The organism is Olivibacter sp. XZL3, from assembly GCF_004368405.1.
Taxonomy (GTDB): Bacteria; Bacteroidota; Bacteroidia; order Sphingobacteriales; family Sphingobacteriaceae; genus Olivibacter.
On the sequence record NZ_SBJH01000055.1, the window covers coordinates 44,942 to 69,335 of the forward strand.

Genomic DNA, 24,394 nt, shown 5'->3' on the forward strand with positions numbered 1-24,394 from the left:
GAAGGGACGATTTTTGCTGCCCCTTCCTTCGTTTAAATTTAAAGCCTTTTGTTCAATTCATCCTGCAATTGGCGATTTAGCTTTTGCTCTCTTTCCATGGCTTTCTTGCGGTGCTGGTCGAATTCGGCACGCAACTCTTCCAGTGTTTTCTTGGCGTCAGCTGTGACTAAATGGCTTTGGCTGTAACGATATATATAGAATATAAGTGCCAGTGCTAAAATTCCGATAATACACCAAACCAATAAATTATACGTGCTTTTCGGTAAAAGAATACCTAAAAAACTAAAGCTTTCTTTTTGTTCTTTGGCCGCTTTAAGTTCTTGACCGACGTGCTGCAAGCTGTCTTTTAGAGAAGCAACTTCATTATCGTGATTGCTAAGCGTTCCATGGATATTCGCTAGTTGGACTTGCATTGCCTTGATCGAGTCGGTGATGTTGGCTTCCAGCTTTTCCAAAGAAGTTTTTCGTACGACTTTATATTCCTGAAAATTATTGGAAGAGCTGTTAATATAATCAAACTGACTTGCAATTGACCCTCCGTTTAGCCCTTGTGGTGGTTTCCCCTGTGATGCTTTAGCCGTCTTAGCAGGAGTGCCTGTAGTATTTTGCGCTTGCGCATTAGCTAAACAAAGGGAAAGGGCGAAAATGATTAGTGAAAATTTTAGTCTTTGCATGAGTAATATAATTGTGTTTGACGTATTAACTCCGGCAAATATAAGATAAACCTTATAGAATGCCATGGCTTTTCCGGGATCAGTCGAGCTTTTCCTAGATGCTTCGGTAAATCGATTGCGCCATTCCTGGGTGGAGGAGAAACAACAAACCCCAGCTATTGCCGGGGTTTTAATGGTTTTGTGGAGGCTACTGGATTCGAACCAGTGACCCTCTGCTTGTAAGGCAGATGCTCTGAACCAGCTGAGCTAAGCCTCCAAAATGATTATCTCCGAAGAAGACAAATAAAATTTTTAGATTATAAAGAACTTTCTGTGGAGGCTACTGGATTCGAACCAGTGACCCTCTGCTTGTAAGGCAGATGCTCTGAACCAGCTGAGCTAAGCCTCCTTTTAGCGCCTTTTGGCGCGTTGTTCCCGTTTGGGACTGCAAATATAGAGTTGTTCAGCAACAATGCAAAATATTTTTTAACTATTTCGCCGTTTAAAAGGTAAAATATTAATTGTGAATGTTTTATTTTTTTTAAGTCAGATTTCACGTTTGGGACTTAAAGAAATGGAATGTTCCAAAACATCCATGAAATACCTCGATCGCCAATGAAAGCGCATTTCTCTGCAGTTATGAGCTGATGTGGAACCCGTCAGATACTACATGCGCTATCCCTTATTGTTTTAGCGGAGATTTTCCCAGCTTGCATGCGCGAGAATTAAAAAAAGATTAGAGTTTGATTTTGATTTATCATTTGTTTGTCATACTTTTATAAGTACCGATTACAAACCTAAAGTGTTAAATGGGCGATCCCATACTGGATCGCTCATTTATATGAAAGAAGCTCCGGACGGTTCGTTCGGATCGGAACCGCGATCCTTAAATCAGGTCTCTTTATAGTTGAGAAGTGATTTCGGGCGACAAAGGTTTTACCGCCGAGCGGTATCGATGCACTAATTGTCCATTTTCATCAATAAGGAATTTTTCGAAATTCCATTTAATCTCGCCTGCTAAATTTGGATTGGCTGTTGAGGTCAAATAGGCAAAAATGGGGTTAATGTCATCACCCTTTACGCTGGTTTTTTCTGCAAGCAAAAAGGTAACGCCATAATTTTGCTCACAAAAGGATTTTATATCTTCATTTGAACCCGGTTCTTGTGACCCAAAGTTATTTGCAGGAAACCCGATGACCACTAATTTACCGGCAAACCTTTTTGAGAGTTCTTCAAGCTCCTTATACTGTGGGGTGAAGCCGCACTTGGAAGCGGTATTTACTAATAGGAGCTTTTTTCCCCTGAAATCTTTCAGGTTAATTGTTTTTCCATCAATTGATGTAAATGAAAATTGATAAATGTTTTCGGATGGGAGCGTGATCAACAGGCTCATGATCAAAAGCAGCGTTTTCATGGTTCAACGGTTTTAAACTGTTTCTCTTTCGATAACGAAGTTAAACAATTCTTCAATAGGCTGCTTAATTATTTTGCCGATTTGTACGGCGTACTGTTCGCATACAATGCGCAATTGATCACTGAAATAATAGGCAATAGATCCTACGAAGTGAAATAGATGGCTTTGATAGTCGGGAAACAGTAGGATATTCGTTTTGACGAACTCTTCAAATCCCCGATGCAATAAACCCATTATATAAGGATGCGTTTGGTTGCTCTCCATAAAAGGGGCGAAAGAGGCCAGATAAGTGTTGGGCGAATTTCTTTGATAAACGTTTTTTATAACAATTTCTTTGTTAATTCTATACGTGTTTTCAAATTTTCTGGAGAGCTCTTCCGGTAGCGCGCCATAAAGAAACGCTGTCACCAAGGTTTTTCCGAACCAGGCCCCTGAACCTTCGTCACCCAGAATAAAACCCAGTCCTTGTTTGGTTGGCTGTACTTGTTCTCCGTCGAAAAAAGTAACATTCGAGCCGGTTCCGAGCACTGCTGTATAACCACTGTCATTACCGCAGGTTGCATAAGCCGAGCCGATAAGATCTGTTTCTACGGATATAAAGGCTTTCTTGAAAATCTGGGAAAGTGCGTTGGAAACCATTTCCCTTCTGTCAGGATTGGTACATCCTGATCCAAAAAAGTACACTTCTGTAATGAGATCTGCATAAGGAGTGATGTCCGCTATGTTTTGCACAATCTTAACGATGTCCTTCTCGGTCGTAAAAAAAGGGTTTAATCCCCTCGTTCTAAAAGTTAAAGGTTCGCTGTTAGGGAGTGCGAGCATCCAGTCAGATTTATACGATCCGCTATCTACAACCAATATCATATTAAAATTCGGTAGGTTCTATGTGTTAACGTTTTAACTACAAATATACTAAAATACTGGATTATCCGCTATAACTGTCCACAGCAATTAATTAAGGGTGAGCGATCCGGCAATCTGCTTTAAGCCGATCTCCGCCATTTTAGCATCGTATTGGGCGTTGCTAAAACGAACGCTGGCATCGACATAGTTTCTCTGGGCCTCCCGGAATTCCAACGGTGTAATGCTTCCCAGACGGTATTTTTCAAGCGTTATGTCCATGTTTTGTTTAGCCACCATTTGATTCCCTTTTTCTCTGTCTACGAGCTCAAGATTGACGAGATAGGTCTGATAAGCTGAGGAAAGCTGCGACAAAAGGGCTTGATTGGTTTTTTCGAGGTTAATACTTGCATTTTCAATGGCGAGGGCTGCATTTTTTTCGTTCCGTTTTTGTAGGAAGCCATTGAATATGTTTATAGATGTTGCGATGCCATAACTGAAACCGTTGCCTTGGCTCTTGGTAGAGAAACCCAGCTCGGCTGTCGAACGGGTCCGTGTGTAGGCGGAACTTACGCCTATTGTGGGATAGCGCTGTCCTTTTATTTCCTTTAATTCCAATTGAGCAATTCGCCGATTAATCAGCGCGGCCTGCAGATCTGGGTTATGTTGCAGCGCGAGGTTTAATAAGTTGTCATATTTGAGATTGTCTTCAATACTTATGCTGTCCGTAACATCAAAAAGTGTGTTCACATCGCGGGCAAGAATCTCGTTTAGTCGAATTTTGGTGTTGCTAAAAAGTACGTTCTGACGCATCAAGTTCGTCGTATCCGTGTTTAAATCAACTTTTGATGCTAACACTTCCAACTTGGACGCTCTTCCTATTTGATAACGATTCTCTGCCATCTCCAAGCGGTACTTCGATAAATCGAGAGCTGTTCGTAAGGCTGTCAACTGTTGCTTCTGTTGAACCAGATTAAAGTACTCGCTAACTACATTGAATACGGTGGATAGGATGGCTTGCTTCAAATTGGCATCGCCCAGCTTTTGTAATTCTTTCAATTGATCGTAACGGGCAAACATTTGAAAACCATCAAAGATAGTCCAGTCTAAACTTGCTCCGTAGGCCATAGAGGTGCTTCTGGCGCCCTGTAGCGACCGCGTCTCGCCGCTTAACAGCGTTTGCGTGGTATTTTGCACCGCGGCGGAGGCCGAGGCATCGCCCGTGATGGTTGGTAACATGCCTGCGTTAGCGACGTTCGCGTTGTTTTTGGCTACCGCTACATCATTACTGACAAGCCTTATGTCGTAATTTTGCTTAAGCGCGATAGCTATCGCTTCTTCCAGATTGAGCGTCTCCTGCGCGGAGAGAATAAAGGGTATGAGATATAATGGAAAAAAAATATATAATAATTTTTTCATAAACAATCAGCTGTTATAGCGTAGCTTGTGCGGCCTTTAGTTCCTGTCTTTCGATTTCTTCTGCTTCTTTTAGGTCTAAATTGGGCTTGTACTGCCTAGACCACGACAAGTAAATGGCGGGAATTACAAATAAGGTAAGAATCAGAGAAAAGATCGTTCCTCCTACAATTACCACGCCCATTCCTATTCTACTGGTAGCTGCAGCTCCCAAAGCCATGGCGATAGGAAGAGCGCCTAGCGCAATGGCTAAGCTGGTCATTAATATGGGGCGTAGACGTGCCTCCGATGCCTCTAGAATAGCCTCTTTTACCGTTTTGCCCTCTTCTTTAAGTTGATTGGCGAATTCCACGATCAGAATCCCGTTTTTCGTTACTAACCCAATCAGCATGATGGTGCCAATTTGGCTGAATACATTCCAACTTTCGCCGACGACCCACAGGGATAAAAGCGCCCCGGCAACGGCCATCGGAACAGTAAGGATGATGATAAAGGGATCTAAAAAGCTCTCAAATTGGGCTGCTAAGATGAGGTAAACTAGTAATAAGGCTAGTCCGAAAGCAAATAAGGTGTTGGATCCGCTTTCTTTGAAATCGCGCGATTCGCCTCCCAAATCGGTAGAGAAGCTCTCGTCGAGCACTTTGGCGGCGATTCTATCCATGGCGTCGATTCCTTCTCCAAGACTTACACCTGGCGCTAAGCCGGCCGAAACGGTGGCAGACATGAAGCGGTTGTTGTGGTATAACTGTGGGGGACTGGAACGTTCTTCTAGCGTTACCACATTGTCGAGCTGAATTAATTGGCCTGTGTTGCTACGTACAAATATAGATGCTAGATCCACAGGCGAGCTGCGATCTGCATCGTCGAATTGACCGATTACCTGATATTGTTTGCCGTTCATGATGAAGTATGCAAAACGCTGTCCGCTCAATGAGAGCTGCAAGGTCTGGGCTACATCCAGAACCGATACCCCAAGGCTTTGTGCTTTGTCGCGATCAATACTTATGTTGAGCTCCGGCTTGTTGAATTTCAAGTCGACGTCCACCATCGAAAATGTGGGGTCGTTATTCGCTTCATCCATAAACGCCGGTATTTTTTCCTGCAATTTTTCAAATGTGGGCGCCTGGATTATATATTGTATCGGTAATCCACCTCTTCTGTTTACGGAAATGGTAGGGGTTTGCGTAACGAATGTGCGTGCTTCCGTGTATTTTCTGGTCTGCTTGGTCAACGCCTCTGCAATCTCAGCTTGTGAACGTACCCTGTCCTCCGGAGCCACTAAACTCATTCGCATTCGTCCACTATTGATGGAAGAGGAGCCGAACCCGGGTGAGGTCATTACTAAATTCACCGATTTCTCCGGAATGGAGTCGTTTACGAGCTGGGTAAGTTCGGTCATGAAACGATCCATATAGTCGTAAGAGCTTCCTTCAGGAGCCGTTACGTTTACCCGAATTAGACTTCGGTCTTCGTATGGAGCTGTTTCTTTTTTTATATGTGTCCAAAAAAACGCGATCAGCCCGAAGCAGCTAAGAAGAATGGGAAAGCTAAGCCATTTGCGCTGTAAGAAAACGGACAGTATTCTGCCATATCCGGATGTCATCTTAACGAAGTACGGTTCGGTGAGGGTGTAAAATCGGGAGTGTTTCGTGCCTCCCTTTCTCATGAGGTAGGCGTTTAACATCGGCGTCAGGGTTAGCGACACAAATGCCGAGATCAGTACCGCCGATGCGATAACGACACCAAATTCCCTGAAAAGCCTACCCACAAATCCTTCCAAGAACATTACTGGAAGAAAAACTGCCGCTAAGGTGATCGAGATGGAAATAACGGCGAAAAAAATCTCATTCGATCCCTTGATCGCTGCCTGCATCGGGGACATCCCTTCTTCCACCTTTTTGTAAATGTTTTCCGTCACAACGATCCCGTCGTCTACAACAAGTCCGGTTGCTAGTACAATGGCAAGTAAGGTCAGTACGTTAATGGAAAAACCAAAAAGGTACATAATAAAGAAGGTAGCGATCAGCGAAACTGGAATATCAATCAAAGGCCGAAAGGCGATACCCCAGTTTCTGAAAAATAAAAATATGATCAAAATAACCAGTACCAAGGCAATGGCAATAGTTTCGGCTACCTCCGTGACTGATTTCTTAATGAACAAGGTGTTATCTAAAGCAACGTCAAGTAGAATATCTGTTGGGATTTCGTTTTTTATTTGTTCTATTCTACTATAGAAGGCATCGGCAATTTCTATGTAGTTTGTTCCCGGTTGCGGGATAACCGCTAAGCCCACCATAGGAACGCCCGATTCGGTCATCTTGGTTTCGATGTTTTCAGGACCTAAGACTGCCCGGCCAATATCGCTGAACCGAATGATCCGATTGCCATCCGTTTTAATTATCAACTTATTGAAATCCTCTTCCGTTGCCAAGTTCCCAAGCGTTTTGACGGTAAGCTCCGTATTCGCTCCGGTAATTTTTCCGGAAGGCAATTCCACATTTTGCAAAGTAAGTGCATTGCGTACATCCAAGGGCGTTAAGCCATAGGCAGCTAGGCGCATGGGCTCGATCCATAGGCGCATGGCATAGCGTTGTTGTCCCCAAATTTGTACAGTACTTACTCCGGGGAGGGTTTGCAGACGTTGCGCGATGACGTTTTCTGCAATATCATTTAAGTCTAAAGGGTCTCTGGTGTCACTTCGTACCGTTAAGGTTAGGATAGGCTCCGAATCGGCATCCGCTTTAGAAACAACTGGCGGTGCATCAATGTCCTGAGGTAAGCTTCTGAGTGCTTGAGACACCTTATCCCGAACATCGTTTGCTGCTTCTTCCAGGTTTTTACCAAGCACAAACTCCACGTTAATATTGCTGGATCCTTGGTTACTGGAAGACGAAATATTGCGAATACCGTCAATTTGATTAATGGACTTTTCAAGGGGTTCGGTAATTTGCGATTCAATGATGTCCGGATTTGCCCCGGCATAGTTCGTGCGGACCGAAACAACGGGAGGGTCTATAGAAGGGAATTCGCGAATGCCCAGAAATGTATAGCCAATGATTCCAAACAGAATCAATATCAAGTTCAGGACGATCGTCAGAACCGGACGTTTTATGCTGGTAGTTGAAAGACTCATGGCTTACTTGTTAAATTTACATCGACGTCCATCCCATTTTTAAGGGCCATAACACCGGAGGTGAGTACCGTATCACCGATAGAAACGCCCTTGCTAACCAGTATGTCGGTGCTTGTTCTACTATCACTTTCTATATCGACTGCGGTGGCCTTTCCGCCTTTATATAGAAAAACTTGTTTGCCGCCTTGCACAGGGATTACAGCTTCTGTTGGAACTAAGACGGCCTCTTTTACCATATTGATAGGTAGCTGCACGCGGGCGAAAGATCCGGGAAACAATTCGCCCGATTCGTTAGAAGCGAGCGCCCTGATCTGTATGGTCCTGGTCTGTGCGTCGATTCCAGGCTCGATGGCATATATCTTCGCATTAAATTGCTTTGAAGAGCCACTGATAGCAAAATTCAAGGGTAGCCCTTCCTTTATTTGAGCGCTGTATTTTTCTGGAACGGAAAATAAAACTTTTACCGGATTAACGCTCATCAAACTGGCAACAACCGTTGTTGGCGTAAGATATTCGCCGGCCGATACCGAACGAAGGCCGATTTTCCCGCTAAACGGTGCCCTTACCTTGGTTTTGGCAATTTGAGCCTTTACTAGTTGTGTTTGCGCTCTAGCCGATTGCAAATCGGCGTGTGCTACGTCTTTTTCCTGCGTACTGATAGCCTCTTTGTCCAGCAAAAGGGTGGCTCTCCGTGCATTTTCCTCAGCAAGTTTTTCTTCGGTTTGCCGTTGTAATAACTGAGCCTGTAATTCGGTGTCATCAATGTTGAACAAAATTTGCCCTTTTGTCACATACGAACCTTCTTGAAAATAGAGATTACGTATAATACCGGAAACCTCGCTCCGTATTTGAACTTGTTCGTTCGGTTCTATACTGCCCGATACCGTTAATACATTCTCGAAATCCTTAGGCGAAACGACTATTCCGCTTACGGTTATGGGAGCCCCTTTGGGACTTTCATCGGGCGGCGCGATCTTACCGCCTTTTTCACTGGAAAATTTATAGGCTACAAATGCAATAAGGCCTACAATAATAATTAAGTAAATGTACTTTCTCTTCATTCAGAAAAAAATTGACTGCGTTTTAGTTTTTATTGTACACAAGATATTGCTCACAAAAGTTGATCTGACGGATTTAACTAAGTGTTACAAGGTATAAAGTTAAGACTATTTGCCGTATAGTTTTGCAACATTATTGATGTTAAAAGCGGCTGTAATCGATTCGAAAGCGAATAGGTGTAGCGATGCTATTGTAAATTACTACCTTTGCAGCTTAATTCTTTCACCGATGAACAAAATATTTATCAAACTTTTAAGCTTTTTACTCATTATGGTTACAACCTCGTCCGCAGAAGCATTTGCGCCTAGCCCGATTCGTTTCGAAGTTTCTTTTAGAGAACCGCAGGCACATTATGCGGATATCAAGATGGAAATTGACGATGTGAACGGGGATTACCTCGACGTCAAAATGCCCGTTTGGGCGCCAGGTTCATACCTCGTGAGGGAGTTTCCGAAAAATGTAGAGGGATTTGAAGCGAAGGACGCTAATGGAAAGGCCTTAGTTAGTAAAAAAGTAACTAAGAATACGTGGAGGATTTCGACTAAAGGCGTTCGGGACTTGATCGTAAATTATCGGGTTTATGCGTTCGAAGTGTCTGTACGAACCAGTTTCGTTGATGCATCGCATGCGTTTTTATCTCCTACAGGGATTTTTATGTATGTTGACAATCAAATCAATCGCTCTGCTGAAGTACTGGTAAATCCGCATCCGTCTTGGAACAAGATTTCGACCGGTTTAAAGGAGAAAGAGGGGCACGCCAACACCTATTTGGCGGCTAACTTCGACATATTGTTTGATGCGCCGATTGAGGTGGGAAATCAGGACGTCTTTCACTTTACCGCCGCAGGCGTGCCTCATGAGGTGGCCATGGTGGGCGGAGGCAATTACAACAAAGAAAGGTTAAGTAAAGATATGGCGAAGATCGTAGAGTCTGCTACGAAGATCTTCGGCGAAAGTCCTAATGACAAGTATGTTTTCATTGTTCATAACTACCATGCAGGGGGTGGCGGCCTTGAACACCTAAACTCGACCGTATTGGGTGCGAGTCGCTTTTCCTATGGAACAGAGAATGGATATAAGTCGTTTCTGGGTTTAGTTGCTCATGAGTATTTTCACTTATGGAATATTAAAAGATTGCGTCCAGAAGCATTAGGACCTTTCAATTACGATGAAGAGAATTATACGACCAATCTTTGGATAGGGGAAGGTTTTACGGCATATTATGATAATCTATTGGTTCGGCGCACGGGTTTTTATACGGAAGACCTTTATCTGCAGAGCTTGGCCGCCGACGTGGCTGCTGTAGAGAATCGTCCCGGAAATCAAATTCAATCGCTCAGCGAATCAAGTTTTGACGCCTGGATAAAATACTATCGTCCGGATGAGAACTCTTTGAATAGCGTGGTGTCTTATTATAATAAGGGCGCCTTAATAGCAATGATGACCGATATCAAAATATTACATGCCACAAAGGGGGCTAAGCGTTTGGATGATGTGATGCGCGAAGCCTACAATACGTTTTATAAAGAGAAAGGCTTGGGATATTCTGACGCTGCTTTTAAAGCGTTGGCAGAGAAAGTCGCCGGAACCTCTTTAGACGATATTTATGATTTGGTGAATCATGCAGGCTCGCCCGACTACAACAAGTATTTACAATTTGTCGGTATGGAATTGGTCAATTTAAATGCCGGTTATGAGACGCCTGATCTGGGAGTGAAAACAGCTGCTTCCGAAGGCAAATTAATTGTGCAAAGCGTGGTGCGCGGAGGCGGTGCATGGGACGGAGGCATCAACGTTAAAGATGAATTGATTGCCATTAATGGTTATCGGATAGATGCTGCCGCTAAGGAACTAGATCGGGTAATTCAGGCAAGCAAAATAGGCGATTCAGTAAATATACTTATTTCACGCGATGGTATGCTAAAGGAATTGTCAGTGCAAGTACGGGCAAGTAAAACTGGAAAGTATGCTTTTATGCCGATTGAAAATGCTACCGCGGAACAACAGCAATTAAGAGAAAAATGGTTAGCTGAGCAATAAAGAGGTAGATTTATTGAGAGGTGTCTCCTATGTTTGTTGAAGACAAACATAGGAGACATTTCTTTTTTGCTAGAAAGCGAAGCGGATAGAAAAGCCAAAGCCGGCAAAGTCTAAGCCCGTGTTATCGGGAGCAAAGCGCATTTCCGGTTTCCAATCCAAGGATAGGTTGATGGGGGCTCCATCAATTTTATAGTCCAATCCTAGCACGCCGTCGATGCTAAAAGCAGCTCCACTGTTATCGGTTTCCTTATTTTTGTAAGTTCCAAGACCCGCACCTGCACCATAATACCACCTCAAGCCTGGCGCGCCATCAAAATCATTATGAATTTCATATAAACCAACAAGTTTAAAAGTCGACGATTTACTGTTAGAACGGAAGTTTAATATGACGTCTAAAGCATTCTGACCCTGCAAAAAGGTTTTAAAGGTTACTCCGTTAGCAACACCAAAGCGCCCCCCAATTGCACTTTTATATTCGTAACCATCGGTAGCTTGAGCTTGCGTATTAAGGGATACCATCGAAAGTGAGACAACGCCTAATACAATAAAAAGCAATCTTTTCATAGAAATAATCTTAAATAAATGTAATGTATTGATTATGTTATAAGCGCCAAAGTTACGCTAACTTGTTACAAAAACAATTTTTGACCCATATTATTGTTCGCTGTAAGTGAGTCTCGATAGCTTGTTTGCTAACTGCCTCATGGGGCAATGGGCCGTGTGCGCTCGCGCCAATGTGGGGGCCAGAACGGAAAGGAATACCAGGTGCCAAACATGTAACCCATCACGCGTGCCCGGAACGAGCGCGACTATTTAATCTTTCTAATCGCTTTATTCGCGCGAGCCGTCGCAATGTCAATTTTATATTGATACCACTGGTCTTTAAAAATCTTTCGCATCGTATTGTCAAAATGACGCGTGATCACGAGGTTTCTAAAGCCGCGCCATTTGTCGATTCTTTTAGACGGCAAGGCCCGTACACTGATTGAATAACCCTCCGTCACATATTGTATATAGTGCCAATAGCCGGAAGGCATCAATAAGGTCTCTCCAGGATGGATTTCGGCCTCGTATCCGCTTAGGTACTTAAGCGCGGGATATTTGGTGTAATCCGGATTTTTTAAGTTCGCAATACTGTGAAAGTTGTAAGGTAGCTTATACATAAGATCCGACTGATCCAAAGGAAACAGCCAAATCTTTTTTATGCCTTTATACTGCGTAATAAATACATGAGACATATCTATATCGAAATGGTTCCGGGTACTCGATCCCTCGCCTCCAAAAAATAAAAAAGGAAGCCACTTGAGAACTTTTCCTCTCGTTAAATCATTGTAGATGATGTCATTATTTAATTCCGGTTTCAGCTTGATAAGGTTAAAAAGAAATATACGAAGGTCTGTAGGTTCCCGTTCAATCAGATCTAGGTATTCGGAAAACTTCATCTTTGCTACAGGAGCGCTTTTCGCCCTGTCATTTGAAGTATCCTCTTTGCCATATAGCTCGATGATATGATCGCCTGCAATTTGTTTAAAGTAGTCGTAACTCCATTTACTGAATGCCGGGCTTTCCTTGCTGACGAAATCTTCTAAGATAACCGGCATACCTTTGTTGAAATACTGATCGAGGAACTCCTTTGAGCTCAACCCTGAACGCCTATCTGTCTTCTTTAGTTGCACTTCTATATAGGTTATGACACGTATAACTGCAAACTTATAAATTCTTTTGCAAATGTAGTATGGTTTTTATGTAGATAATCTATGCAAGGCTGATGCCAAAGTCTTACCTTGTAAAACGGCTCTTCGTTATCGAGGTTCTTCATGGAGCAAGCAACGGAAAAGTTAAAAAGTGCTTGTTTCGTATGGAATTATACGTTAAATTCGATATGCGAGTATAACAAAATATGAACCAAGACAGCACCGTCGACTATTACTTAAAGATCACGTGGCAATCCATTGCTAGTAAATACAATCAGCTGGCTGTTAAACACGGCATCACACAGGCTACGGGATATCTTTTAATCAATATTAGGAAGGAAGGGATACCGGTAAGCCGGATAGCCGGATTATTAGGGGTGAAATCGACCAGTTTATCGCGTATGTTGCAAGGGATGGAGCAGCAAGGATTGATTTACAGAAAGGCTGATAATCAAGATAGACGCTCTGTCCGGGTGTTTTTAACTGAGGAAGGTCAGAGAAAAAGAGAAATCGCAAAAAATATCGCAAGGGAATTTAATAGTTATCTGGATGGTTTTATGAAGGATGAGGAGCGGCGGAAGCTTATTGAGACCTTAAAGCGATTGAATGAACTAGCTGTTAAATATGTTCCAAAGGAAGAGGGATAGTCCGACAGGGAGGTCTATATTATTTACTGTGTTTGAAAATTGTTAAAATTGAGATAAAGGTTTTTTGAAGTAAAAATTTTGTGTTAGGTTTGAACCTACTTATATTTAATGATAGCTCCATGCATAATATGATCAAAAGTTTCCTAGTTGTTGCTTCTTCTTTGGTTTTACTTATTTTTAAGGTAAGTGCGCAAGACTACTCGCTCATAGCGGACGCGTATGTGGCTTCCTCAGGAGATAGTATTACCTATACTTTATATCAAGGAAGAGGTTTGGAGCCTTCTGAGATAGCACCGGAAGCGGTTAAAAATTTGATTTATGGCAATTATACGCAGGGAGGTAAAAAGGTAGCGGACACCATTCCGCTGGACAAGGAGTTTATAAAGTATACCGCTGTTCAGCAGAACGGCGGACAAAGTCTGCTGGCTATAGAGTTTGAGGGAGGAGCGGTTACCTACGACCAGCTGGTAGTGGAAGATTTTGCAAAGACGGAGAATTTGACAGACTTAGCACCCGTAATCGATTCGTCAGGATTTACCACCGAATATACAGCGAATACTTTTTTTACCGCTAAAGCGCTGACAATTACCGATAAGCCCAACGGCAACCTTTATAAGACGAAAGAATGCAAGCAGCTGGAAATTATACTGGAACAGAATCCTTACAAATTGCAATATGGGGACGATATCACTGCGATCATTTTGCTCGATGGCAAGCCGATTGAAGGTACGAGTACCACTATTTACACCAAATCAGGAAACGGACAGGTTCACGCGGCCAAGTATCGTTCGAACGCCGAGGGAAAGATATATTTTAAACTGAACAGATCGGGTTTATGGCTGCTCCAAACCGTATATGCAAATCCAAGCGAGGAAAAAGGAATTAATTACAACTACTATCAAAGCTCCTTTTCGTTCCGCTTTCAATAAGTTTTGTCCTTTTTTTCCTGCTCCTTCCACTGTTTACTGAAGGATGTCTGGGCTATTGGGGGTAATGTTCTTTTGGAGCCCCAAGCTTTCGTAAAGAATTTCTTGAGAAAAAAGTTCTTCCATTTGCCATTGAAAAAGTCAATCCAATTTCTTTTAATTGCCACTTTTGCAAAAGTTTTCCATCCCCACTGTTCTACTTGCGGACTGAACCCTTCTTTAACGGAATCGCGTCGGTTTAATAAGAGCATTTTTTGTATGTCAATTTTGACCGGACATACCTCCGTACATTTGCCACAAAGGCTGCTTGCATAGCTCAGATGCTTGAACTCTTGCAGGCCCTTCATATGCGGCGTTATAATGGAGCCGATAGGTCCGCTATAGGTAGTGCCATAAGAATGGCCTCCGACATTTTTATATATAGGGCATGCATTTAGACAGGCTCCACAACGGATGCAATAGAGCCCTTGCCTTTGCTCTTTTTGCGCCAATAAGTCGGTTCGACCATTATCCAGCAAAATGACATACATTTCTTCAGGGCCATCGGATTCGCCTTCGCGTTTAGGGCCACTTAATATCGTGTTATAAACGGTTAAACGCTGGCCGGTGCCATGATTGGCTAAAAGAGGCCAGTATAGATCTAAGTCGTTAATAGAAGGAATTAATTTTTCTATTCCTACAATTGCGATGTGGACTTTCGGGAAACTTGTACTCAATCTTGCATTGCCTTCATTCTCTGTGATGGCAATGCTACCTGTATCGGCAATGAGAAAATTAGCACCGGTGATACCAACATCGGCCAGTAAATATTCCTCTCTTAATAGCTCTCGCGCTTTTAAGGTCAGCTGTTCGGCCGTAGCATTTTCCGGCGTATCGAACTTTTCGTGAAAGAGCTTTGCTATATCGGCTAAGCTCAAATGCATGGCGGGTGTAACGATGTGATAAGGCTTTTGGCCAAGTAGCTGGACGATATACTCGCCTAAGTCCGTTTCGACCGATTGTATCTGGTTGTTTTCGAGGAACGCATTCAGTTCAATTTCCTCGGTTACCATCGATTTTGACTTTACAATCTTTTTTGCCTGTACTCTCCTTAAGATCGTTAGGATCTCGCGTTGCGCTTCAACTGTATCATTTGCCCAAATGACCTTACCTCCGTTCTTTTGGAAATTAGCTTCAAACTCCGGTAGGAGTTTGTCCAGATTTTCCATTACCCGCCATTTTATGCTATGGGCTTTGCGCTTTGCGTTTTCAAGGTTGTTCCATTGCTTCAGTCCATTGCTTACTGCATTGTCATATCGGTCGATATTGAAATTAATCACTTTTCGATGTTGCAAATCGAAGGCTTTGTGCTCACTAGCCGAAACGAAATCTAAAGCAGTTTTTGTAGACATAAAGCAAGGGGTTTCTTTCTAAGAACGTAAATATCCTTTACTTATTTTTTGTTTGAATCCACGATTGGCTTAGTATCTCTTGTTACTAAATCCCAAGCAGTATAAAAAACGAGCTGTGCCCGCTTGCTCAATAGTCGAAAATCTATTTTGTCAACAGTATCTCCAACATCGTGATAGTCTTCGTGTACCCCATTAAAATAGAAGATAACTGGGATATTGTTTTTTGCAAAATTATAGTGATCGGAGCGGTAATATATTCTTTCGGGGTCGTTTGGATCGTTGTATCGGTAATCTAAGTCCAGTCGTGTATATCGTTTATTAGCATCCTCGCTGATGCGGTGAAGTTCAGAACTGAGTTTATCTGAGCCCACAAGATAGACATATTCCTTTTTCGAGAAATGGGCTGGATCGATCCGGCCGATCATGTCAATATTTAAATTAGCTATGGTGCTGCCGAGCGGGAGTACCGGATGACGCGTATAGTAGTCTGATCCCAGTAGGCCTTTTTCTTCTCCGGTTACTGTCATGAACAAGATGCTTCTTCTAGGCGGATGCCCGTCTTTTTTGGCTTGCGCAAATGCTTTTGCAATTTCAAGTACCCCAGTGACGCCCGAACCGTCGTCGTCTGCCCCGTTGTTTATTTGGCCGTCTGGGTTGATGCCGATATGATCATAATGAGCGGTGATGACTAAGAGCTCATCCTTTAAGTCGGTGCCCTCTAGGTAACCTAAAACATTCTGCGCTTTAACATCTACGATCTTATAACCAAAAGACAGTGACAGCGAAGTTTTGAACGCCTTGCTCGCCGGTTTTCGGCGTTCTGTAATTTCTTGTTTTAACTGTTCTAAGCTACTCCCTAACGACGCCAATATCAAATTGGCCGTTCGTGGAGGAAGATAGGCTATGGTTGGAGAAGAGTCTGAATGCGTGCTATCTAAAATCAAATCTTCTTTTAGCCGTATCCGGTCTGCACGCCTCTTTCCTTTTACCTGTTGCATCAAGGTATCTGTACTTTCAGATACAGCTAAAATCAATTTTGGCTGCTTACTGACGATATGTTGTATACGTTTACTGTTGCTGGTCGACCAAAGAGAGCCTTTGGCTTGTCCAGTTATGATAGATGTTCCGTTTGCATCCCGAGGCTCGTCTTCGTTAAGTAATAGCACGGTTTTACCCCTGATGTCGAGCTTGGCTAAGTCATCATAGCCTTTATCACTTATGCCGTAACCGATAAAAACTATTTCGTCGGCTTGTATATCTTGTTTTTGCTTTTGGCTAATGAGGAGAAAGTCTTTTTCGTGCTGAAGGGTATGGTCGCCCACCTTAAAACGATCGACTGTGAAGGTCTTTTTTGCCAACTCGACGGGTTGGAAATAGCTGTTATTGACCGGCGCCTTTAAACCAAGCCTGCTAAACTCCTTTGCAATATATGTAGCGGCTTTGTCCGCCCCCTTTGTGCCCGTTTCTCTACCTTCATATTCGTCTGAAGCAATAATTGTTAAGTGTTTTTTACTGGAAATTGGATCGATTAAATCAGCATAAGCTGATGGGAGTTTATCCTGAGCTAAACAACTGTTAATAATGAGAAGATTTATCGTGCTGATAATTCCTTTAAGTGACATAATAAATATATTTTATAAACAGGCTATCTTATTTACGCGTGTACCGTGTCTTCCGCCTTCAAATGCGGTCGTAAGGAAAACCCGTACCATTTCTTTACATTCGTCTATTGAGGTGAAACGTGCCGGTAAACAGATGACGTTTGCGTCATTGTGTTGCCGTGCAAGTGCCGCGATTTCAGGCTTCCAGCAAATTGCGGCGCGTATGCCCTGGTGTTTGTTTGCCGTTATTGCAACCCCATTGGCGCTACCACATATTAAGACGCCCATGTCGCAGGTAGCATTCTCTACGGCGCTTGCTGTTGGATGCGCAAAGTCGGGGTAGTCTACAGAGTCACTACTGTCCGTTCCGAAATTGTGAACAGTATATCCGAGCTCTTCTAAGTATTTAATAATGGCCGATTTGTATTCGAAACCTGCATGGTCGCCGCCTATAGCGATCGTTTGAACTTGAATCATCGTTGTTAGAATATAGCGCTTTATTGTTGATTATTATAGAATGCTTTCTCTGCTTTCAGTTTGGTTTTCTCAACTCTTCCGGCAATAACTATGCTTAACTCATATAGTAAGAATAGCGGAAAGCTCACCGTTAGCATGGTCAAGATGTCGGGCGTAGGCGTTACGATAGCCGCTATCACAAGAATGACAATAATGGCATATCTTCTTGTTGCCTTCATAAACTGTGGAGTCATGATGCCAATTTTTGACAAGATATAAATGATGATCGGCAGTTCGAAAACGATCCCTGTTCCCAGCGTTAGTGTGGCCACCGAGGATAAATACGAATCTACGGTTATTTGATTATCGATTTCCGGACTTACGGTATAATGGGCTAAGAAGTTAACCGACAAAGGCGCGATCATAAAATACCCAAAAAGGATACCCAGGATAAACAATAAGGTGGCATAGAACACAAATCCGTTGGCCGACTTTCGTTCAATATCTGTTAAAGCTGGTTTAATAAACAACCAGATCTCGTAAAGCACATAGGGAAAGCCTAAAACCAAGCCGATCAATAAAGACGAATTTAGTTGCAAGGTAAATTGGCCGGCCATATCGGTGTTGATAATATTTATCGGGATATCGGTAACACAAAAATCCGGGCCTAAATTAAACTTTTCTCCAATGCTGCACATCATCCTGTACGTCCAAAAATCGGGCTTCTTAGGGCCCATGATAATGGTGTCGAAGATAAAGTCGTAGAAGGCGAATGATAAGCCCATGAATACCGCAATAGCAATTGCCGACCGAATTAAATGCCATCTTAGAACCTCTAGATGATCGAAGAAGGACATTTCGGCTTCTATTGTCTTGCCTTTTTGTTTAATGGTATCGATAATTTTTTTTCCAGAGATTTCACTCATAATATTAAGTAATCAAATATAAATCTATCAACGTATAATGAAACAGGTCAGTTGGACGGGCCAAAACACACTTCATAAGTAAACAAAAATACCATTCTTAATATAAGAATGGTATTTTTATATGAAGATTATCGCTCAAATGCTCCTGTCTTAAAGAGGTCCAGCTTATAAAGCATATGTGTTTCTTGATCGAGCGCTAGGGACAAGGCTTTATGTTTTACCGATAGGCACTTGTCCATGCATCTATTTTTATTCAGAAAGATCAAACGTTTCCATAAACTTCGTTGTAAAGTTTCCCGCTCTGAAATTAGGATCCTTCATTAATTTCAAATGTAAAGGAATTGTTGTTTTTATGCCTTCGATAACAAATTCACTCAATGCTCGCTCCATGGTGGAAATTGCCTCCTCGCGGGTTTGTGCCACACAGATGAGTTTCGCAATCATCGAGTCATAATTAGGTGGAATTTGATAGCCGGCATACACGTGTGTGTCCACTCTTACGCCGTGGCCGCCCGGTGAATGAAATGTAGTGATTCTTCCTGGCGACGGGCGGAAACCGTTAAATGGATCTTCTGCGTTTATTCTGCACTCGATAGCGTGCATATTCGGTTCGTAATTTCTGCCGGATAAAGGCACGCCTGCGGCCACTTTGATTTGTTCTTTTATCAAATCGAAGTTAATTACCTCTTCTGTTACGGGATGTTCTACCTGAATACGGGTATTCATCTCCATAAAGTAGAAGTTCCGGTGTTTGTCTACTAAGAATTCGATCGTACCGGCACCTTCATAATTAACCGCTTTTGCCCCTGCGATCGCTGCGTCACCCATTTTTTGGCGCAATTCGGGGGTAATAAACGGAGAAGGGGCTTCTTCTACTAGTTTTTGATGGCGCCGCTGGATAGAACAATCTCTTTCCGATAAGTGGCAAACCGTTCCGTATTGATCTCCGATAACCTGGATTTCGATATGGCGCGGATCTTCTACAAACTTTTCTAAATAAATTCCATCATTACCGAAAGCTGCACCCGCTTCTTGCCGGGCTGAATCCCAGGCCGGCTCAAACTCACTGTCTTTCCAAACAACGCGCATGCCTCTGCCTCCGCCCCCGGCTGTCGCTTTTAGAATTACTGGATAACCTATCTGGTTGGCTATCCGCAAACCTTCCGCTACAGTGGGAATCAAACCGTCTGAACCTGGAATCGTCGGTACCCCTGCATTTCGCATGGTCTCTTTTGCCGATGCTTTATCTCCCATGCTCCGGATTTGCTCAGGCGTTGCGCCAATGAATTTAATGCCATAATCACGGCATATTGCAGAAAATTTTTCGTTTTCTGAAAGGAAACCATATCCGGGGTGGATTGCATCAGCATTTGTCAATTCAGCTGCGGCAATTATATTTGGGATGTTTAGATAAGAATCTTTACTGGCAGGAGGGCCTATACAAACGGCCTCATCAGCAAAGCGAACATGTAAGCTTTCACGATCGGCCGTTGAGTAAACTGCAACGCTCTTGATGCCCATCTCTTTACATGTTCTAATAATTCGTAGCGCAATTTCTCCGCGATTTGCTATTAAAATTTTTTTAAACATGAATTTTTTTTGATAAACCAATATCTTTATTCGGTCAATAGGTTATTACTTAAGAAGGATCAACCAAGAATAGAGGTTGGTCATACTCAACCGGTTGAGCGTTATCTACCAACACTTTTACTATTTTTCCTGAAATTTCTGTTTCAATTTCGTTAAATAACTTCATGGCTTCTACAATACAAACCACTTGGCCCGGTTTTACCTCATCGCCCACATTTACATATGAGGGCTTATCAGGGCTGGCAGAGCGGTAGAAAGTGCCGATCATAGGCGACTTGATCGCTATATACTTGGAAGAGTCGTCGGCAGATTTGGCGGTAGCGGTGTCAACGGTAGGAGTAGGCGCCGCTATAGGAGCACTTACGGCAGCTTGTTGCGGTATTACAGGTGCAGCTGCAGGAATACTGGCTGTAACATAAGTAGGCTCTTGATTGGTCTTTATGGTTATTTTGAAATCTTTTTCTTCAATAGCAACTTCATTAACTCCTGACTTCGCTACAAACTTAATCAGGTCCTGAATTTGTTTAATATCCATGCTCATATTCGTTGGTTCTAAGTTTAATATCTAACAATTATAAATTTTACGTAGCAGTCAAATGACTGCAAAGTTAGCATCTTTGATCAAAATTGAAATCAAAATCACACTAATAAGCCCACTTAAGGTAGACTGAGCCCCATGTGAAGCCGCCACCAAAGGCCGCCAAAATAAGTACATCCCCTTTTTTTAACTGGCTTTCCCATTCCCAAAGGCACAATGGGATTGTTCCACTCGTTGTGTTGCCGTATTTCTGGATGTTGATCATTACTTTTTCGGGACCTAAGCCCATCCGCTCCGCAGTCGCGTCGATAATTCTTTTATTCGCTTGATGGGGAACCAGCCAATTAACATCTTCTGCTGTCAGTTGGTTTCTTTCCATGATTTCGGCAGCGACATTAGCCATGTTGGTAACCGCAAATTTGAATACTGTTTTACCTTCTTGAAAGGCGTAATGTAATTTTTGGTCGACCGTTTCATGACTGGCAGGCAATAAAGAGCCTCCTGCTTTTATATTCAGGTATTCTCTTCCGCTTCCATCGCTCTTGAGGATCGCATCCATTACGCCCAGGCCTTCCGTGTTGGGTTCCAGTAAAACAACGCCACAGCCGTCACCGAAGATGATGCATGTTGCCCGGTCTTCGTAGTTTATAATAGACGACATTTTATCTCCGCCCACAACCAAAACCTTGCTGTGTTTTCCCGATTCGATAAATTGAGCACCTGTTGTTAAACCGTAAATGAAACCCGAGCAGGCGGCTTGAAGATCATATCCCCATGCGTTTTTGGCGCCGATCTTATCAGCTAAAATATTTGCTGTAGCTGGAAACGGCATATCAGGTGTACTGGTACAAAAGATAATTAAATCAATCTCTTCAGCCGAAATGCCCCGTTTCCGCAGCAATCCTTCGACGGCCGGCACAGCCATGTCGGACGTAGCTTTTCCTTCTCCTTTCAAAAGGCGTCGCTCTTTGATCCCTGTTCGGCTAGTAATCCACTCGTCATTCGTTTCGACCATTGTTTCTAATTCCTGATTCGTTAATATGTAATCAGGAACGTATCCGTTTACGGCAGTTATGGCAGCATGAATTTTAGACATTCTTATGTTTATTTAAAAGCAGCTTTTACCTTATCTATGAATTTGGATTCGATCATGTCGCGAGACAGTAGAATCATGTTCTTGATGGCTTCTGGACTGGAAATGCCGTGTCCAATGATGACAGGCGCATTAACGCCTAAAATAGGGCTGCCGCCGTATTGTTCATAATTGAAACGGTCGAAGAACATATCTTTGAAGCCCTTTTTCACGGTTAAACCGTAAAACGATTCGGCGAGTTTTAGAACGACATTTCCAGTAAACCCGTCACATACAATAACGTCTACATGATCTTCAAACAAATCTCTCCCTTCAATATTTCCGATAAAGTTGAAAGCTTTTGTTTCCTTCATTAGGGCATGCGCGGCAACGGTTAGCATATTGCCCTTTTCTTCCTCTTCTCCAATATTTAATAACGCAACCGCTGGGTTATCATTGCCATAGATGTGCTTAGCATACAGGCTACCCAGTATACCAAACTGTAGTAAGGTGTCAGGTTTGCAGTCGGCATTTGCGCCTACGTCCAATAGAACGCTAAAGCCCTCTGTTAAACGAGGTACATTTGTGGCGATGGCTGGCCTAATCACACCGGGGACGGTTTTTACGCTGAACACAGAACCAACAAGCATTGCACCTGTATTGCCGGCCGAAGAAAAAGAGTCTATCTTCCCTTCTTTTAACAATTGAAAGCCTAAGCTAATGCTCGCATTTGGTTTATGGGTAATCGCTTTTGTTGGGTGTTCGCCCATACCAATGGTTTCGGTGGTGTGAACAAATTCGAATATCGAAGCGTCTATTCCAGCACGTTCTAAAATAGGTAATGCTAGTTCTTTATTACCAATCAGTACTAATTGTTGGTTATTCGATAATACTTTTGAGGCCTCTATTGCTCCCAATACGGTGGCGTTTGGTGCAAAATCTCCTCCCATGATATCTAAGCCAATCTTCATCCTTGATTATCGTTTGCTGTTCGCTTAACTAAAAACATCCCAAAGTACCGCATTTTTTCAGAAATTGCGAACTTTGGGATGCTTTTTTAATATTGAAAAATCAACTTAGGCAATCGACGTGTTTTCAATAAGTAACTTGCCGTTATAATAAAGGTTGCCGTCGACATTGTAAGCACGGTGAGGCAAATGTATTGCACCGGTAGTTTGGCAAGTCGTTAAGGTTGGTAACTCTGCCTTATAATGTGTTCTTCTTTTGTCTCTTCTAGACTTAGAGGTTTTACGTTTTGGATGTGCCATCTCGTCTTTTCTATTTAATTATTGTTTTTTATTTTTTTTAATATTTCCCAGCGGGGATCTTCATTGGTTGATGTACTCTCTTGATTGCTTAAGCTTTTTAACTTATCAATCATGGATTGATCGCAACTGACATTTTCCCCCTGTTCCTCACATCTGCTGTAATAAGGGAGGGATAGGTTGATATACTCATAAAGTATGTTCGTCAAATCCAGTTCAAATTCATTCTTTTTGAGTATCAATATCTCGTCAGTTGAATCGGCTACATCGTCCGAACCGTCGAATTTGATGATCAGCCTCTGTAGGATGTCCGATTTACTCCAAAATTGATTAAGACAAACATCACAGGTCAGTTCTATCATGCCGGTGATATGGATGTCTGCTACCATCATGGTCTCTTGTTTATCAAGAGTCACGGAAGCCTTCAGGTCGCCATTTTTAACTAAGGAATACTCGAATTCTTCAAAAAAAAGCTTGTTTATCTCAAACTCAAATTCGTGTTTTCCAGGTTTCAAACCCGTAAATGGTATTCGATATTGATCTAAAGTTTTCAAAGCACGACAATTAAGCTCGCAAATTTAGAAATAATAATTCAGAACTGAAAGTTTTTTTAAAAGTAGGGTGAAAGCTCCCCGAGCAATCGGAGAAATCAACAAACGGCAGCGATGTGCCTAGTCTCTATCTTTTGATAGCTTTCTTATTTTAAGCGGATTAGAAGTAAGTTCCTCTTGTTCTCTTCTTCTTTTTACTATTTTTAAAGCCGTGAAGATAGCTTCCCGAAAAGAGGCCTCCGATGCCTGGTTCTTTCCTGCAATATCATAGCCTGTACCATGGTCCGGAGAGGTTCTGATTACGGGTAGGCCGGCGGTGAAATTGACCCCGTTATGGAAGGCGATTTGCTTAAATGGAATGAGACCTTGGTCGTGGTACATAGCTAATACGCCGTCAAAGTTTTTATAATGGTCTCCTGCAAAGAAGCCATCGGCCGCATAAGGGCCAAAAGCAAAGATATCACGTTCGTTTGCTTCCTGTATGGCCGGATGGATAATCTCTATGTCTTCTGTGCCAATCAGTCCATTGTCTCCTGCATGAGGGTTCAAGCCTAAAACGGCGATTTTGGGCTTTTGGATCCAGAAATCCGTTTTAAGGCTGTTGTTCATTAGCGCTAATTTTTTGAGAATGGCCTCTTTCGTTATCGCCCCCGCTATTTCGTTCACGGGGATATGACCGGTAACCACCCCGATTTTTAATTCATCGCTCACCATAAACATTAGGACATCATCGGCAGCCGTTTTAGCTTGGATATATTCGGTATGTCCGGGAAAGGAAAATCCTTCTCGTTGAATATTATGTTTGTTGATTGGTGCCGTCACTAAAGCATCTATTTGGCCGTCCATTAAATCTTGCGTGGCGCGTTCCAAAGACAAAAATGCATATTTTCCACCGGTTTCATTAGATTCGCCTAGGGTGATTTTAACATCGTCCTGCCAGCAATTGATCATATTAGGTCTTTTGTCGTGGGCCTGTTCAGGGCTGTTGATTACATTGAAACTGAAATCGTTAATGCCCACCATCTTGCGATGAAAAGAAGCGACCTTGGTATTACCATATACAATGGGTGTGAAAAAATCTAATATTCGGTGGTCAGCAAGAGTTTTTATGATAATCTCTAAGCCGATGCCGTTCACGTCTCCAATGGTTATGCCTACCTTTAGTTTGTCGCTCATATTTAA

The 24,394-nt window shown here is 42.6% G+C and carries 22 protein-coding genes and 2 tRNA genes; 3 read left to right on the forward strand and 21 right to left on the reverse strand.

What is annotated here, in order from left to right:
- Positions 1 to 38 precede the first annotated feature (38 nt).
- The 8 genes from EPX21_RS11730 to EPX21_RS11765 form a co-directional block, all read right to left on the reverse strand.
- A complete protein-coding gene (locus EPX21_RS11730) occupies positions 39 to 674 on the reverse strand; it encodes a hypothetical protein (RefSeq protein WP_134089885.1) in 636 nt (211 codons plus the stop codon).
- Positions 675 to 855: 181 nt separating this feature from the next.
- Positions 856 to 930: transfer RNA gene (locus EPX21_RS11735), tRNA-Val, on the reverse strand.
- Between the two features lie 57 nt (positions 931 to 987).
- Positions 988 to 1,062 (reverse strand) — tRNA-Val (locus tag EPX21_RS11740).
- A gap of 492 nt (positions 1,063 to 1,554) precedes the next feature.
- On the reverse strand, positions 1,555 to 2,067 hold the full coding sequence (locus EPX21_RS11745) for a glutathione peroxidase (protein WP_134089886.1): 513 nt from the start codon (positions 2,065 to 2,067) through the stop codon (positions 1,555 to 1,557).
- A 12-nt stretch (positions 2,068 to 2,079) separates the two neighbouring features.
- Complete coding sequence (locus EPX21_RS11750; protein ID WP_134089887.1) at positions 2,080 to 2,931, reverse strand: N-acetylglucosamine kinase; 852 nt, start codon at positions 2,929 to 2,931, stop codon at positions 2,080 to 2,082.
- Between the two features lie 87 nt (positions 2,932 to 3,018).
- Positions 3,019 to 4,326 carry a TolC family protein gene (locus EPX21_RS11755; RefSeq protein WP_134089888.1) on the reverse strand — a complete coding sequence of 436 codons (1,308 nt, stop codon included), beginning with the start codon at positions 4,324 to 4,326 and terminating at the stop codon, positions 3,019 to 3,021.
- A 13-nt stretch (positions 4,327 to 4,339) separates the two neighbouring features.
- Positions 4,340 to 7,456, reverse strand: a complete 3,117-nt coding sequence (locus EPX21_RS11760) for an efflux RND transporter permease subunit (RefSeq protein ID WP_134089889.1) — start codon at positions 7,454 to 7,456, stop codon at positions 4,340 to 4,342.
- Positions 7,453 to 8,517: an efflux RND transporter periplasmic adaptor subunit gene (locus tag EPX21_RS11765; protein WP_134089890.1), complete on the reverse strand. Its 1,065-nt coding sequence runs from the start codon at positions 8,515 to 8,517 to the stop codon at positions 7,453 to 7,455. The genes EPX21_RS11760 and EPX21_RS11765 overlap by 4 nt, the downstream gene beginning before the upstream one ends.
- 226 nt (positions 8,518 to 8,743) lie before the next feature.
- Here EPX21_RS11765 and EPX21_RS11770 point away from each other — a divergent pair, with 226 nt between their 5' ends.
- A complete protein-coding gene (locus EPX21_RS11770; RefSeq protein ID WP_134089891.1) occupies positions 8,744 to 10,555 on the forward strand; it encodes a M61 family metallopeptidase in 1,812 nt (603 codons plus the stop codon).
- Positions 10,556 to 10,624: 69 nt separating this feature from the next.
- Here the strand turns inward: EPX21_RS11770 and EPX21_RS11775 are convergent, their stop codons facing one another.
- On the reverse strand, positions 10,625 to 11,119 hold the full coding sequence (locus tag EPX21_RS11775; protein ID WP_134089892.1) for a hypothetical protein: 495 nt from the start codon (positions 11,117 to 11,119) through the stop codon (positions 10,625 to 10,627).
- A 245-nt stretch (positions 11,120 to 11,364) separates the two neighbouring features.
- On the reverse strand, positions 11,365 to 12,231 hold the full coding sequence (locus EPX21_RS11780; protein WP_134089893.1) for a cupin-like domain-containing protein: 867 nt from the start codon (positions 12,229 to 12,231) through the stop codon (positions 11,365 to 11,367).
- 224 nt (positions 12,232 to 12,455) lie between these two features.
- Here EPX21_RS11780 and EPX21_RS11785 point away from each other — a divergent pair, with 224 nt between their 5' ends.
- Both EPX21_RS11785 and EPX21_RS11790 read left to right on the forward strand, forming a co-directional pair.
- Complete coding sequence (locus EPX21_RS11785; RefSeq protein WP_134089894.1) at positions 12,456 to 12,896, forward strand: MarR family winged helix-turn-helix transcriptional regulator; 441 nt, start codon at positions 12,456 to 12,458, stop codon at positions 12,894 to 12,896.
- A 119-nt stretch (positions 12,897 to 13,015) separates the two neighbouring features.
- A complete protein-coding gene (locus tag EPX21_RS11790) occupies positions 13,016 to 13,825 on the forward strand; it encodes a DUF4198 domain-containing protein (RefSeq protein ID WP_134089895.1) in 810 nt (269 codons plus the stop codon).
- Here EPX21_RS11790 and EPX21_RS11795 read toward each other — a convergent pair.
- The 11 genes from EPX21_RS11795 to pdxA form a co-directional block, all read right to left on the reverse strand.
- Positions 13,819 to 15,213 (reverse strand): LutB/LldF family L-lactate oxidation iron-sulfur protein, encoded by a 1,395-nt coding sequence (locus EPX21_RS11795; protein ID WP_134089896.1) that lies wholly within the window; start codon positions 15,211 to 15,213, stop codon positions 13,819 to 13,821. The two genes, EPX21_RS11790 and EPX21_RS11795, sit on opposite strands and share 7 nt — an antisense overlap.
- Positions 15,214 to 15,254: 41 nt before the next feature.
- The gene (locus EPX21_RS11800; RefSeq protein ID WP_134089897.1) at positions 15,255 to 16,835 is read right to left on the reverse strand and encodes a M28 family peptidase; all 1,581 of its coding nucleotides are present in this window, start codon (positions 16,833 to 16,835) and stop codon (positions 15,255 to 15,257) included.
- Between the two features lie 12 nt (positions 16,836 to 16,847).
- Entirely contained in the window at positions 16,848 to 17,291 is a 444-nt protein-coding gene (rpiB, locus tag EPX21_RS11805) for a ribose 5-phosphate isomerase B (RefSeq protein ID WP_134089898.1), read from the reverse strand.
- 20 nt (positions 17,292 to 17,311) lie between these two features.
- On the reverse strand, positions 17,312 to 18,196 hold the full coding sequence (gene tatC, locus EPX21_RS11810; protein ID WP_134089899.1) for a twin-arginine translocase subunit TatC: 885 nt from the start codon (positions 18,194 to 18,196) through the stop codon (positions 17,312 to 17,314).
- A gap of 249 nt (positions 18,197 to 18,445) precedes the next feature.
- A complete protein-coding gene (gene accC / locus EPX21_RS11815; RefSeq protein ID WP_134089900.1) occupies positions 18,446 to 19,786 on the reverse strand; it encodes an acetyl-CoA carboxylase biotin carboxylase subunit in 1,341 nt (446 codons plus the stop codon).
- Between the two features lie 49 nt (positions 19,787 to 19,835).
- Positions 19,836 to 20,327 carry an acetyl-CoA carboxylase biotin carboxyl carrier protein gene (accB, locus tag EPX21_RS11820; RefSeq protein ID WP_134089901.1) on the reverse strand — a complete coding sequence of 164 codons (492 nt, stop codon included), beginning with the start codon at positions 20,325 to 20,327 and terminating at the stop codon, positions 19,836 to 19,838.
- Positions 20,328 to 20,430: 103 nt separating this feature from the next.
- The gene (locus EPX21_RS11825) at positions 20,431 to 21,420 is read right to left on the reverse strand and encodes a beta-ketoacyl-ACP synthase III (RefSeq protein ID WP_134089902.1); all 990 of its coding nucleotides are present in this window, start codon (positions 21,418 to 21,420) and stop codon (positions 20,431 to 20,433) included.
- 8 nt (positions 21,421 to 21,428) lie between these two features.
- Positions 21,429 to 22,367 (reverse strand): phosphate acyltransferase PlsX, encoded by a 939-nt coding sequence (plsX, locus tag EPX21_RS11830; protein WP_134089903.1) that lies wholly within the window; start codon positions 22,365 to 22,367, stop codon positions 21,429 to 21,431.
- Between the two features lie 105 nt (positions 22,368 to 22,472).
- Positions 22,473 to 22,664 carry a 50S ribosomal protein L32 gene (gene rpmF / locus EPX21_RS11835; RefSeq protein WP_134089904.1) on the reverse strand — a complete coding sequence of 64 codons (192 nt, stop codon included), beginning with the start codon at positions 22,662 to 22,664 and terminating at the stop codon, positions 22,473 to 22,475.
- A 14-nt stretch (positions 22,665 to 22,678) separates the two neighbouring features.
- A complete protein-coding gene (locus EPX21_RS11840) occupies positions 22,679 to 23,215 on the reverse strand; it encodes a DUF177 domain-containing protein (protein ID WP_134089905.1) in 537 nt (178 codons plus the stop codon).
- Between the two features lie 117 nt (positions 23,216 to 23,332).
- Complete coding sequence (pdxA, locus tag EPX21_RS11845) at positions 23,333 to 24,388, reverse strand: 4-hydroxythreonine-4-phosphate dehydrogenase PdxA (protein ID WP_134089906.1); 1,056 nt, start codon at positions 24,386 to 24,388, stop codon at positions 23,333 to 23,335.
- Between the last annotated feature and the right edge of the window lie 6 nt (positions 24,389 to 24,394).

Excerpts from the sequence above, each read along its gene's own strand:
- EPX21_RS11730 (WP_134089885.1), bottom strand. The coding sequence starts at position 674 with ATGCAAAGACTAAAATTTTCACTAATCATTTTCGCCCTTTCCCTTTGT.
- EPX21_RS11745 (WP_134089886.1), bottom strand. The coding sequence starts at position 2,067 with ATGAAAACGCTGCTTTTGATCATGAGCCTGTTGATCACGCTCCCATCC.
- EPX21_RS11750 (WP_134089887.1), bottom strand. The coding sequence starts at position 2,931 with ATGATATTGGTTGTAGATAGCGGATCGTATAAATCTGACTGGATGCTC.
- EPX21_RS11755 (WP_134089888.1), bottom strand. The coding sequence starts at position 4,326 with ATGAAAAAATTATTATATATTTTTTTTCCATTATATCTCATACCCTTT.
- EPX21_RS11760 (WP_134089889.1), bottom strand. The coding sequence starts at position 7,456 with ATGAGTCTTTCAACTACCAGCATAAAACGTCCGGTTCTGACGATCGTC.
- EPX21_RS11765 (WP_134089890.1), bottom strand. The coding sequence starts at position 8,517 with ATGAAGAGAAAGTACATTTACTTAATTATTATTGTAGGCCTTATTGCA.
- EPX21_RS11770 (WP_134089891.1), top strand. The coding sequence starts at position 8,744 with ATGAACAAAATATTTATCAAACTTTTAAGCTTTTTACTCATTATGGTT.
- EPX21_RS11775 (WP_134089892.1), bottom strand. The coding sequence starts at position 11,119 with ATGAAAAGATTGCTTTTTATTGTATTAGGCGTTGTCTCACTTTCGATG.
- EPX21_RS11785 (WP_134089894.1), top strand. The coding sequence starts at position 12,456 with ATGAACCAAGACAGCACCGTCGACTATTACTTAAAGATCACGTGGCAA.
- EPX21_RS11790 (WP_134089895.1), top strand. The coding sequence starts at position 13,016 with ATGCATAATATGATCAAAAGTTTCCTAGTTGTTGCTTCTTCTTTGGTT.
- EPX21_RS11795 (WP_134089896.1), bottom strand. The coding sequence starts at position 15,213 with ATGTCTACAAAAACTGCTTTAGATTTCGTTTCGGCTAGTGAGCACAAA.
- EPX21_RS11800 (WP_134089897.1), bottom strand. The coding sequence starts at position 16,835 with ATGTCACTTAAAGGAATTATCAGCACGATAAATCTTCTCATTATTAAC.
- rpiB (WP_134089898.1), bottom strand. The coding sequence starts at position 17,291 with ATGATTCAAGTTCAAACGATCGCTATAGGCGGCGACCATGCAGGTTTC.
- tatC (WP_134089899.1), bottom strand. The coding sequence starts at position 18,196 with ATGAGTGAAATCTCTGGAAAAAAAATTATCGATACCATTAAACAAAAA.
- accC (WP_134089900.1), bottom strand. The coding sequence starts at position 19,786 with ATGTTTAAAAAAATTTTAATAGCAAATCGCGGAGAAATTGCGCTACGA.
- accB (WP_134089901.1), bottom strand. The coding sequence starts at position 20,327 with ATGAGCATGGATATTAAACAAATTCAGGACCTGATTAAGTTTGTAGCG.
- EPX21_RS11825 (WP_134089902.1), bottom strand. The coding sequence starts at position 21,420 with ATGTCTAAAATTCATGCTGCCATAACTGCCGTAAACGGATACGTTCCT.
- plsX (WP_134089903.1), bottom strand. The coding sequence starts at position 22,367 with ATGAAGATTGGCTTAGATATCATGGGAGGAGATTTTGCACCAAACGCC.
- rpmF (WP_134089904.1), bottom strand. The coding sequence starts at position 22,664 with ATGGCACATCCAAAACGTAAAACCTCTAAGTCTAGAAGAGACAAAAGA.
- pdxA (WP_134089906.1), bottom strand. The coding sequence starts at position 24,388 with ATGAGCGACAAACTAAAGGTAGGCATAACCATTGGAGACGTGAACGGC.